Origin of the sequence: Desulfobacter sp. UBA2225 (assembly GCF_002348205.1) — a bacterium.
GTDB lineage: Bacteria > Desulfobacterota > Desulfobacteria > Desulfobacterales > Desulfobacteraceae > Desulfobacter > Desulfobacter postgatei.
This window is the reverse complement of the sequence record NZ_DDYV01000019.1, coordinates 1-10,600: the sequence shown is the minus strand read 5'-3', so window position 1 is coordinate 10,600 and position 10,600 is coordinate 1. Positions and strand designations below refer to the sequence as shown.

Annotated in this window: 13 protein-coding genes; 9 read left to right on the top strand and 4 right to left on the bottom strand. The window is 47.3% G+C overall.

Going from position 1 to position 10,600, the window contains the following annotated elements; translation table 11 throughout:
• The first annotated feature begins 164 nt into the window (after positions 1 to 164).
• Entirely contained in the window at positions 165 to 1,352 is a 1,188-nt protein-coding gene (locus B3D59_RS00860; RefSeq protein WP_286817191.1) for an ISL3 family transposase, read from the top strand.
• 556 nt (positions 1,353 to 1,908) lie between these two features.
• Here the strand turns inward: B3D59_RS00860 and B3D59_RS00855 are convergent.
• Both B3D59_RS00855 and B3D59_RS00850 read right to left on the bottom strand, forming a co-directional pair.
• Positions 1,909 to 2,034 (bottom strand): hypothetical protein, encoded by a 126-nt coding sequence (locus B3D59_RS00855; RefSeq protein WP_286817190.1) that lies wholly within the window; start codon positions 2,032 to 2,034, stop codon positions 1,909 to 1,911.
• The gene (locus B3D59_RS00850) at positions 2,034 to 2,801 is read right to left on the bottom strand and encodes a hypothetical protein (RefSeq protein ID WP_286817189.1); all 768 of its coding nucleotides are present in this window, start codon (positions 2,799 to 2,801) and stop codon (positions 2,034 to 2,036) included. Before B3D59_RS00850 ends, B3D59_RS00855 begins: the two co-directional genes overlap by 1 nt.
• Positions 2,802 to 3,120: 319 nt before the next feature.
• On the opposite strand from B3D59_RS00850, the gene B3D59_RS00845 reads away from it, so the two are divergent.
• The 8 genes from B3D59_RS00845 to B3D59_RS00810 all read left to right on the top strand — a co-directional run bounded on the left by B3D59_RS00845 (position 3,121) and on the right by B3D59_RS00810 (position 9,221).
• Positions 3,121 to 4,167: a 3-deoxy-7-phosphoheptulonate synthase gene (locus B3D59_RS00845; RefSeq protein ID WP_286817188.1), complete on the top strand. Its 1,047-nt coding sequence runs from the start codon at positions 3,121 to 3,123 to the stop codon at positions 4,165 to 4,167.
• A 394-nt stretch (positions 4,168 to 4,561) separates the two neighbouring features.
• Positions 4,562 to 4,945 carry a hypothetical protein gene (locus B3D59_RS00840; RefSeq protein WP_286817187.1) on the top strand — a complete coding sequence of 128 codons (384 nt, stop codon included), beginning with the start codon at positions 4,562 to 4,564 and terminating at the stop codon, positions 4,943 to 4,945.
• A 35-nt stretch (positions 4,946 to 4,980) separates the two neighbouring features.
• Positions 4,981 to 5,841: an ATP-binding protein gene (locus B3D59_RS00835; RefSeq protein WP_286817186.1), complete on the top strand. Its 861-nt coding sequence runs from the start codon at positions 4,981 to 4,983 to the stop codon at positions 5,839 to 5,841.
• Entirely contained in the window at positions 5,841 to 6,740 is a 900-nt protein-coding gene (locus B3D59_RS00830) for an ATP-binding protein (protein ID WP_286817185.1), read from the top strand. The genes B3D59_RS00835 and B3D59_RS00830 overlap by 1 nt, the downstream gene beginning before the upstream one ends.
• Positions 6,741 to 6,795: 55 nt before the next feature.
• On the top strand, positions 6,796 to 7,182 hold the full coding sequence (locus tag B3D59_RS00825) for a NifB/NifX family molybdenum-iron cluster-binding protein (protein WP_286817184.1): 387 nt from the start codon (positions 6,796 to 6,798) through the stop codon (positions 7,180 to 7,182).
• 59 nt (positions 7,183 to 7,241) lie between these two features.
• Entirely contained in the window at positions 7,242 to 7,601 is a 360-nt protein-coding gene (locus tag B3D59_RS00820) for a NifB/NifX family molybdenum-iron cluster-binding protein (RefSeq protein ID WP_286817183.1), read from the top strand.
• A gap of 115 nt (positions 7,602 to 7,716) precedes the next feature.
• Positions 7,717 to 7,971 (top strand): FmdB family zinc ribbon protein, encoded by a 255-nt coding sequence (locus tag B3D59_RS00815; protein WP_286817182.1) that lies wholly within the window; start codon positions 7,717 to 7,719, stop codon positions 7,969 to 7,971.
• Positions 7,972 to 7,976: 5 nt separating this feature from the next.
• A complete protein-coding gene (locus B3D59_RS00810) occupies positions 7,977 to 9,221 on the top strand; it encodes a THUMP domain-containing class I SAM-dependent RNA methyltransferase (RefSeq protein ID WP_286817181.1) in 1,245 nt (414 codons plus the stop codon).
• 9 nt (positions 9,222 to 9,230) lie between these two features.
• Here B3D59_RS00810 and B3D59_RS00805 read toward each other — a convergent pair whose 3' ends face one another.
• Together B3D59_RS00805 and B3D59_RS00800 are read right to left on the bottom strand one after the other, a co-directional pair.
• Positions 9,231 to 9,983: an alpha/beta hydrolase gene (locus B3D59_RS00805; protein ID WP_286817180.1), complete on the bottom strand. Its 753-nt coding sequence runs from the start codon at positions 9,981 to 9,983 to the stop codon at positions 9,231 to 9,233.
• A gap of 168 nt (positions 9,984 to 10,151) precedes the next feature.
• The coding region (locus tag B3D59_RS00800; protein ID WP_286817179.1) for a class I SAM-dependent methyltransferase at positions 10,152 to 10,600 on the bottom strand (449 nt) is incomplete at its 5' end.

The window sequence follows — 10,600 nt, the reverse complement described above, 5'->3', positions numbered from 1 at the left end:
GCCGGGGGTTTACCCATGTTAATTATTCAGGCTCTTCGATAATTTCCGGGGTTGTAATTCCAGTTTTCTTTCAGGATAATAAACTATTTTCCCTGATTAGTGGAGCGGTATGGAATTCGATTTAGATTTAGAACTGCCTGACGTTGAAGTTTTGAGAAGTTTTCGTGATAACAAAGGGGGACTATATCATTCAACTTCGAAGCACAAAGAAAAGCGGAATCTGCCGAAAATGCGGCAAAGTGATACGGCACTTCAAAGGATATGATGAATGGATTACGATCCGCCATTTACCCATCCTTGGAAGAGAAGTCTATTTAAAAATTCGGCCCCGCCGTTATCAATGCTTAGAGTGTGACAATGAGCCGACAACAACGGAACGGTTGTCATGGCGTGATTCCGGAAAAAACTACACAAAGGCATATCGAGATCATGTCTTACGATGTTTGATAAACAGTAGCGTCGAGGACGTTTGTTTAAAGGAAAACTTAGGTGAAAAGCATGTAGAAGCGATGCTGTCAGAATCCTATTTTGGCCAAAATCCACTTGATCATATTTCATATATTGGGACTTTGGGGCTGGACGAGATTGCATTAAAAAAAGGCCATCGTGATTTTGTCGTTATTGTCAGTTCCCGTTTTGAGGGACGGACTCAACTACTCGGTGTTCTTCCTGATCGTAAAAAAGAGACTGTTCTTGAGTTTCTCAAGCTCATCCCAGATACAGTCAAGAACACAATCAACGACGTTGCGACAGACATGTATGAAGGATATTTGAATGCCGCAAAAGAGGCTCTTGGTGAATCAGTTGAAGTTGTTGTTGATAGGTTTCATGTTGCCCAGTCTTATCGAAAAGGTGCTGATTCCATCAGAAAGAAAGAGCAAAAACGGCTTAAAAAAGAGTTATCTGAAAATGATTATAAAGAACTCAAAGGATTACTATGGGCTTTTAGAAAGAACCCCAACAAACTAACAGAAACAGAGAACGACATTCTTGAAACAGCATTTGGGTATAGTCCAGATTTGAAAAAGGCCTATGAACTCAGAAATGCCATGACTGATATCTTTGAAGAAGACTATACAAAACAGGACGACATCGCAGCCTTCAAAAAATGGGAAAAAAAGGTCATAAAAAACGGTCTGGATTGTTATGATTCCTTTATAAAAACACTAAACTCGTTCCAATCCCAAATTGCAAATTATTTCAATAATCGTTCCAACAGTGGCTTTGTGGAGGGGTTGAACAACAAAATCAAAGTAATCAAACGGAGATGCTATGGAATTTTTAACATTAAACACCTTAGGCAACGAATCCTATTGGATACTTTAGGGTCAGAGCTCTTATTCACAAAATAATAATTATGTCAACCACGGAAAACCTCGGAGAGCCATTATTCAAGTGAAAATTTTTTTATCGCGCGGGATTTTGATTTTCTAAACCCATATTAAAATAGGGTGTTGGCAGAGGGTTGACTGTGTCTATGATTGTGGCTCCATTGCCTTTATTCAAAGGGCGTTCGATACTTTTGTTAAAGCTCAGTCCTTGGTGTCTTCCATCAGCTTATCAGTCTCATATTCACCAATAAATAGATCACACTAATGCTGATTAAAATCGATTATTCTGGATAATCATGATGCTTAAAGATATAGTCTGAATCTTCTCGTATTTCCTGTTCAGATTCATCATATTCATTTTGCTCTACGCAATAATCAATCCACAGTTTCTTTCCATATTTCTCTAATTCAGCTAAAATTTCCCGGCACTCTGCTTTTGGCTGTTTCCTTCCTCAAAATTTTGATGCATTTCAGATATGATTGATACTCCAATTAACAGTGAAGGATCATTTAAATTCATAATTTCTCCAGTTTTCTGTTACTTCAAGTTGATCAAGAAGAGAGGTTAGTGATCCTGTCAGCAAGGTTGACCATCCATATTCTTCTGGGCTGGAGTTTTAAAATTAATCACCTCTATTCCGGATTCGTCATAAATAATTGATCCACGCGTATCTGGCTTGAAAAGATTTTCTTCTGATGTCATCACAGGTCATTTCCAATAAACTTTTTACACCATTCTGAAATCTTCCGTTCATCCACACCACTGAGAGCACGCAGATTATCCTTTAAATCTTTCATTGCCTCGGGTCCCCTTGTGAAATAGGCATCCGCTCGTTTTCCAATAATATAGGTGGACAATACATTGGTACTGGCCGAAGTCGCCATACCGATGGCCGGAATAGCCTTTGAAAGCCATTTCTGTGCCGCAATTTCACCTATCTTATGTGACACACCTTTTACCGCTTTACCACTAATCGTGTTGATGCCGGCACTCAAACCCGTTACTGCAAGTATGACCTCACTGCGCTCCATCTCCGATAACCGTTTCCCATAGGCTTCAGCGATTTCCAACACCAGTTCGGAATGCATTTTCAGTATGCTGCTGATATCAACTACAAATCCAACGGTCAGCGCTAAAGCTGTCCCCAGTCCCGGAATGACGCCGGAGGCTGATGTTGTAACCCCAATGGCGGCTGTTTTCTGGCATTTGGCCTTTATAAGCTTCTCAACCACTTCGGCATCAGAAAGGCCCGGATATTTTTTTTTCATATCCCGGGCTTGTTTAATTGCTTTATCCGGATTCACGCCACTGAATCGTTTAACCGAATAATCGAGCAATCTCATTGCAGTCTTTCGCGCAAGTCCATTCGTTGGAATTTCGGTGTCTTGATCGATAGCATGTGAAACACCCACATTCTGTTCAAGTTTTTCGACATTAGCAAGCGCTTCCTTTTTGTTCTGTCTGGTCATTTCATCGCCTCATTACCGAACGCCACAAAAGAACCGCCGTCGTCAAAATATTCTGCTGCCAGTTCCATAATGTTTTCTCCTTAATTAAATGCTTGACTCGCCAGAAAAACGAGTTTATACAATTTGGCATAGTTATAAAAGGAAAAATCTATGACCACCCGCAAAGCAGACAGCTATTATTTTTATTTCTGGTATTATTTTTATACCGGCCTGCCTGTATTGCGCTAAATATATCATTTTTTAAAAGCCGCAGGCAGACACCGCCTGCGGCTTTTTTATTTAAAGTTTCAGGCGACCAGAGCCCGCGAAAGGAATCGTCATGAAACAGATTAACGATGTAAACGTAGAATCATTTCTCACCCTTACCTCCCCGGAAGTCATGCGCACAGAACTGCCCGTACCCGACCAAACTGCCGACAACGTCCTGGCCGGCCGCAGGGAAGTCCAGGAGATCCTGACCGGAGAGGACAAACGGCTGATGGTCATTGCAGGTCCCTGCTCCATCCATGACATGGATGGAGCCATGGAGTATGCCCAAAAGATGAAAGCCCTGCGTGAAGAGGTAAAAGATAAAATCAGCCTGATTATGCGGGTCTATTTTGAAAAACCCAGAACCACCGTGGGCTGGAAGGGACTGATCAATGATCCGCTCCTGGATTCCTCATATAATATGGAAGAAGGACTTCGAAGGGCCAGGTCTCTGCTGATCAGCATCAATGACTTGGGTCTGCCTGCTGCCACGGAAATTTTAGATCCCATTACCCCCCAGTACATTGCCGGGCTTTTAAGCTGGGTGGCCATTGGTGCACGCACCACGGAGTCCCAGACCCACCGGGAGATGGCCTCGGGACTCTCCATGCCCGTGGGATTCAAAAACGGTACCGACGGCACTCTAACGGCAGCAATCAACGCCACCCAGGCCGCCAAGACGCCCCAGCATTTTCTGGGCATTGATCCGGACGGCAAAACAGCCGTTGTCTCCACCCGGGGCAACCGCTTCTGCCACATCGTCCTGCGCGGCGGGGCCACACCCAACTACGATCCCGTCTCCGTGGGAAAAGCCCAGGCCCGACTCAGGGAAAGAGGCCTTTTGGATGCGGTGATCATTGACTGTTCCCATGACAACTCCGGCCAAAAATACACGGGCCAGGCATTTGTATTCAAGAGCGCCGTGGATCAAAGGCTTGGGGGCAATGACAGGATTGTGGGCCTGATGCTGGAAAGCAACCTGTTTGAAGGCAATCAGAAGTGCAAATGCAACGGGGATGCGGATAACCTTCAGTACGGGGTCTCCATCACAGATGAATGCATCTCATGGGAAACCACGGAAAAACTTCTCCATTGCGCATTTGATAAGTTGCCCTGAATTTTAACACGACACTGCTTCTGAAACAATTTAACCTGAGAGCGCGGACGGCACCGCCCGCGCTCCCGGAGATGGCAAAATGGACAAGGTATTTAAGATCCGTTCCTTAATTTTGAGTGCTTTCCGTGACGATAAATCAATTGCAACAACCCCGGAGGTTTCGTTTTTGCCCCACGTTGTTGCATATGCAATACATGGTCGCATTTTTGCACCCATCACATAGCCGTCTTTTTTATCCCCCCCTTGTCAAAGAGATAATAGGCCTTATTTTTCAGTCCATTGCACATAAGTTCAATATTAATCAAGCAATGGCACATGCTTTGCTTTCCTTTATCGAAGATTCCAAAACCAGGAATCTTGGCAATTGAATTAAAAGAGACTGGAGATATACAAAATGAAACAGGCGGTATTTGTAAGCAGGGACAAAGCTCAGTTTAAGGGGCTTGAACAGATGTTGGGCCAACACAGCATTGAAATAAAATGGTGCGCAACCGGCAAAGAACTTTTATCCCTGATTGCCAATACGCCAAAAGGTCAATGGATTGACCTGGTAATCATGGAAGAAGCTCTGTCGGACATGAATGCCAAAGTCTTGGTGGAGGCCGTCACCACCCAAAGCCCCATGACCAATTGTGCAATTACCGGCACCATGGATAAAAAACAGTTCCATGATGTTTATGAAGGATACGGTGTGCTGATGCAGCTGCCTGTTCAACCGGGCCAGGATGATGCCCGAAACCTGGAAAACCAATTGAAAAAAATCAGGTTACTCGGGTGAGGCGAAAAACCCTGACCCCAAGGAGATAAAATTATATGATTATCAGCATAGCAAGCGGAAAAGGCGGCACAGGTAAGACTACTGTGGCCACCAATCTTTGCGCAAGTCTTGATAGAGACCTTATGCTTTTAGACTGCGACGTGGAAGAACCCAATGCCCACCTTTTCCTGAACCCAAACTTCACTGGAAAAGAAAGGGTCAATGCCCCTGTGCCTAAAGTGGACTTAAGCCTTTGCACCTATTGCAAAAAATGCATGGATATCTGCCGGTTCGGCGCAATTGCCGTGGCCGGAAAAACGGTGGTTACCTTTCCGGAACTCTGCCACTCTTGTGGCGGCTGCACGGTTGTTTGTCCGGAAAAAGCCATCACTGAAATCGACCGGTTCATCGGTACGGTGGAAACAGGCAGCCTGAATCTGCCCGGTTCCCCGTCATTCGGCCGGGGGCTTATGGATATCGGCCAGGTTATGGCACCAGCGGTCATCAGGCAGGTTCGGAAACTTGAGAAAGAAAAAGAACTCACCATTATAGATGCCCCGCCGGGCACCTCCTGTCCCGTGATTGCCTCCATGAAAGGAACGGATTTTGTGCTTCTGGTCACCGAGCCCACGCCCTTTGGCCTGCATGATCTGACCCTGGCCGTGGAAGCGGTGAAGCTGTTAGGCATTCCCTGCGGTATTGTGATCAACCGGGCGGGTATTGGCAATGATGGGGTTAAAATTTATGCCCGAAATGAAAATATTCCAATTTTACTGGAAATTCCCTTTGACAAGGACATTGCTTCGGCCTACTCAAAGGGCGAACTGCTTGTCCAGGCTTTGCCTGAATACAAAGAGATATTTAAAGGTCTGTACACATCCATTGAAGCAATCGTGAACCGGAAAGGGGATGCCTGATGAAAGAACTTGTTATTTTAAGCGGCAAAGGCGGAACCGGAAAAACCAGTTTAACAGCAGCATTTGCAAGCCTTGCCGGAAATATGATGCTTTGTGATGCGGACGTGGATGCAGCAGACCTGCACCTGATTATGGACCCGGACATTCAAGAAACCCATGATTTTGCAGGCGGCTATGAGGCAGAAATCATCCCTGACGCCTGCACCGGCTGCGGTCAGTGTATGGAACTTTGCAGGTTTGACGCAGTTAAACCGGTGGAAGGCGCAGGGATATTTTATATTGACGGCCTTGCCTGTGAAGGCTGCGGGGTCTGCGCAGACCTGTGTCCTGAATCTGCCATTAAATTTGAGGAAAAAGTCTGCGGACAATGGTTTGCTTCCTCTACCCGGTTCGGGGAGATGATACATGCCCGCTTAGGCATTGCAGAAGACAACTCAGGCCGGTTGGTGGCCCTGGTCAGAGACGAGGCCAGAAAACGCGTACTTGCGAACCACATTGACATCCTGCTCACGGACGGCCCTCCGGGTATCGGATGCCCGGTTATTGCCTCCATCGGGCATGCCAACGCAGTTCTCATCGTGACGGAGCCCACGGTTTCAGGCATCCATGACATGGAACGTGTGGCCCAGTTGGCAGCCCATTTTAAAATGCCGGCCATGGTCTGCATCAACAAATACGATTTAAACCCGGATCAGGCCCGGGCCATTGAGGTGATTGCCGAAAAAAGAAATATGGAATTTGTGGGAAAACTCCCCTTTGACCCGGCATTCACAACAGCCATGGTCCAAGGTAAATCCATCATGGAAACCCATGGTGACAGCCCTGCTGCAACACAAATCAAAGAGATCTGGAATCGAATTATGGCTCACCCGGCCATGAAGATGGACAGGCTGTGCTAACTAAATAATATTTTTTAGATTCAATATACACAAGTAAAGGAGTTAAGTAAAAATTATGGAAAACGGTAGAATTGCAATCCCCTCCAACGGAGAAGGAGGACTTTCCGGTACCCGTGCAGGTCATTTCGGACATTGTGACGTATTCACCTTTGTGGATGTCAAGGATGGAAAAATTGAAACGGTATCCACCGTTGCCAACCAGGAGCATGCCCAGGGCGGCTGCATGGTGCCTGTAAACCTTCTGTCCGAACATCGGGTGAACGCCCTGATCGTAGGCGGCATCGGCATGCGGCCGCTCATGGGCTTCCGCCAGGTGGGCATTGATGTCTATCACGATGACCAGCGTCCGGATATTGAACCTGTGGTCATGGACCTTATTGCCGGCAAACTTACACAGATCCAGAATGATCAGGTCTGCGGCGGCGGTGGCGGCGCACACTAGTGCCCATCCACAAATTCATTTCAGGACGGACACAGATTAGTAATTTTTAGGAAAAACCAATGAAAATAGCTATTACATCAGCGGGTAAAGACCTTGATGCCCAAGTGGACCCCAGATTCGGCAGAGCGGCCTACATCATAGTGGTGGACACAGACACCCTGGATTTTGAGGTCATTGATAACTCTGAAAATAAAAATGCCTTTAAAGGCGCCGGCATTACAGCAGCTTCGGCAATCTGTGACAAGGGTGCCCAGGTGCTGATCACAGGGTTCTGCGGCCCCAATGCATTCAAAACCCTTGACAGTGCCGGCGTAAAAGTAGCCAATGAGGCCTCCGGTACCATCAAAAGTACGATTGAGGACTTTAAAGCAGGTAAATTCACATTTGCCGACGGGGCCAACGCCGAAGGTCACTGGTAAAAATTAATCCGAAGCGCGCCCTGTCCTGGTGGCATCTTTTACCCCTATCTTACCCCCGTCTCATTTAAAAAGGTGTCACCAGCACAGGGTGTGCTTCTGTAAAAAAGGAGAAAATATGCCTTTATATGACTTCCATTGTCCGCAATGCAACCGGATCCTTGAACTGCTCGTGACCGGTCGGGATGACCAGGCTGTCTGCCCTGAGTGCGGCAGTACCCAACTTGAAAAGCTCATGGCAGCCCACTCAAGCTTTTCAGGCAAATCCGGCAGCTCCCTGCCCGGCCCCAACGACACAGCCTGCTGCGGTTCCAGACCTGGTGAAAAAAGTGGATGTGCCGGTCCCGGTTCCTGCTGCGGCAGGACTTTTTAAAAAAATTGTACAACATCCCTTCAGCCTTTGAAAAACGTATAAAACGCCGTATTTCCGGAAGACCCCATGTTTTTTTTGCCGTATGCCCACCGGGCCTTGGCGGTGTTTGTGAAACAGAGGTGAACCGGGTCTCCCAAAAGGCGGGGGAAATATTCTCAGATAACCACAGGATCACTGATCTTAAGGCCATTCCCGGGGGGATTGAATTCACAACCAAATTGAAAACCGCCTGCCTGGCCAATATTCTGATGGGATCAACCACCCGGATACTCATGCGTGTCGCATCATTCAAGGCAGATGGTTTCAGGCGGCTTGAAGAACAGATTAAATCCATTGACTGGGAATTGTACCTGCCGCCCCAAAGCCCGCCCGATATCAGGGTCTCCACCCACAAATCGCGCCTGTATCACTCCACAGCCATTGCGGACCGGATCAGACCCATCATTCATGACCGGCTGTTTTTAAAGGATACATCCAGGCAGCACGACATCATCAAACCAGCCGAAATCATTTCCCAGACCCTGATGGTCCGCGGGGAAAATGACAGATTTGAACTCTCCCTCGATATGTCTGGAACCTCTTTGTACAAACGGGGAATTAAAGAAAAAATTGTTAAAGCACCTTTGCGTGAAACCCTGGCCTTTGCCATTCTGACCCAGCTGGATCTGTCAGAAAAGGACATGATCGCCGACCCCATGTGCGGCTCCGGCACATTCAGCTTAGAGGGCGCCATGATGCAGTGCGCACTGCCCCCAGGGGCATTCAGATCATTTGCCTTTGAAGCCTGGCCGGGATTTGAGGAAAAAAGTATCACCCATGCCCGCAACACGCTTCTGGCAGCAGCCGGGGCATGCATGGACGCCGGGTCGTTGCCCCCCATCCTGGCCCGTGATATAGATCAGGCAGCCATTGACCGGCTGAAACAGACCTGCACCCGACACAGGCTGTTTCAACGCATCTGCCCAGTCTGCGATGATTTCTTCACCATGAAGCCCCCACCCATTACAGACAACCAGGGGGTAGTGCTCCTGAATCCACCTTATGGCATCCGCCTGGATAAAAATGACGATATCACAGCCCTTTATAAAGAGATCGGGAATAAGCTGGCTGCGGATTTCAAAGGATGGCGGGCAGGCGTTGTCTGTCCGGGCAGAAAAGAGTTCCAGGCACTGAACTTAAGCCTGTCAACCATGCCCCTTTTCCATGGCGGACTTGATCTTTGCACCGCCATCGGCGTGATCGGCAGGTAAGCCCATGCATCAGCTCAAACCACGAATAAAACTTTCCAAACAAGAAAAATACTCATCGGCATTAAACATCATAATGCTGTTGTGATCGCCCCGATCAAACAATTTAATCGTTTTACGCCCTGGCGCCCAATCATAAAGCCGCTTACCGTGGCTGACATCAATCAAGCCATCATTAACGGTGTGCAGCACCAATACATCGCCTTTAAATGAGGCTATTTTCTGCTGATGATTAAGCTGCTGGTCCACTGCGTTGCGTAAAGCAGAGAAATCAACATTGAGTTCATCAGGGTGAACACGCAACAGCAAACGCTCAAGCACATCGGCAACAGCACTTTCAAGAACCAGCCCGGCGGCATCAGGAAAACGGGCTGCGGCTTCAAGAGCAAAAATAGAACCAACACTACGGCCGAAAAAAATCAAATCCTTCTGATTACGTTTTAAGGCTTCGATGGTTGGCGCTACATCGCAGATCATTTTACCCAATTGCGCCCGACCGCTTGATTGTCCATAACCGCGCAATTCCGCCAACAAACAATTACAGCCCATCTGATGAATCAAGGAGACAAAATCACCTTGCCAGTCATCAACAATCTCACCATTGCCGTGAAAATGTACTAGCGTTTTCGCCTCGGGATTAATTTCATGATAGCTGCAGGCTAATCTTGCGCCATCAACATCAACCCAAAAAGGATCAGCAAAAAAACCCTTGCGGGGAAAAAAATAACGCTGCTCAATTAACGGATGATCAAGCAAGTTATCCATGGGCACTCCTTTCTTATAGCAGCCGTGGGCTGACCTGACACATCAACTGCCGGGCATAGCCCACAACAAAGTTTGAAAAATCTGAAGAAATGGGGGCACACAATATGTAGACCCGAAAATATTTTCTGGAAGCCGGAACCTGTTTCAATGCCTGCATCCTGAATATCCCTAACAAGTGATACGCCAGCACCGGTGGATCTGTTTTTTCTTGGAAACATAATCCTCAGGGATTGTTTCCTGGGTGATCTCTTTAATATCAGCGGCATCAAGCTTGTTTTCATCCAACAAAAAATTTTGGTGGTTGGTGGAAAAAAAGACCGTGCTCCCCAAGCGCATGAGCTTGAACACCTGGTTAAGCAAAAACGGATAGTCTTTGGCAATATCAAAGTGCATGTTGTCCAGGCGCGTTGTGGAATAGGAGGGTGGGTCCACCACAGCCAGATCGTATCTGTGTTCAAGTCGAAGGGCTTTTTTCAGGAAATCAAAAGTATCCATCTGGACCTGGGTGTGGCATGATGCCGATAACTGATTTAAGGCCAGATTTTCCTTGACCCAGGTAATGGCGGTTTCGGCCCGGTCCACGGACAGGGCGGAGGCAGCCCCTCCCTTTGCCGCAT

Bases quoted from the DNA above. Each gene is read 5' to 3' on its own strand.
- B3D59_RS00855 (WP_286817190.1), bottom strand. From the start codon at position 2,034: ATGACATCAGAAGAAAATCTTTTCAAGCCAGATACGCGTGGATCAATT.
- B3D59_RS00850 (WP_286817189.1), bottom strand. From the start codon at position 2,801: ATGACCAGACAGAACAAAAAGGAAGCGCTTGCTAATGTCGAAAAACTT.
- B3D59_RS00845 (WP_286817188.1), top strand. From the start codon at position 3,121: ATGAAACAGATTAACGATGTAAACGTAGAATCATTTCTCACCCTTACC.
- B3D59_RS00840 (WP_286817187.1), top strand. From the start codon at position 4,562: ATGAAACAGGCGGTATTTGTAAGCAGGGACAAAGCTCAGTTTAAGGGG.
- B3D59_RS00835 (WP_286817186.1), top strand. From the start codon at position 4,981: ATGATTATCAGCATAGCAAGCGGAAAAGGCGGCACAGGTAAGACTACT.
- B3D59_RS00830 (WP_286817185.1), top strand. From the start codon at position 5,841: ATGAAAGAACTTGTTATTTTAAGCGGCAAAGGCGGAACCGGAAAAACC.
- B3D59_RS00825 (WP_286817184.1), top strand. From the start codon at position 6,796: ATGGAAAACGGTAGAATTGCAATCCCCTCCAACGGAGAAGGAGGACTT.
- B3D59_RS00820 (WP_286817183.1), top strand. From the start codon at position 7,242: ATGAAAATAGCTATTACATCAGCGGGTAAAGACCTTGATGCCCAAGTG.
- B3D59_RS00815 (WP_286817182.1), top strand. From the start codon at position 7,717: ATGCCTTTATATGACTTCCATTGTCCGCAATGCAACCGGATCCTTGAA.
- B3D59_RS00805 (WP_286817180.1), bottom strand. From the start codon at position 9,983: ATGGATAACTTGCTTGATCATCCGTTAATTGAGCAGCGTTATTTTTTT.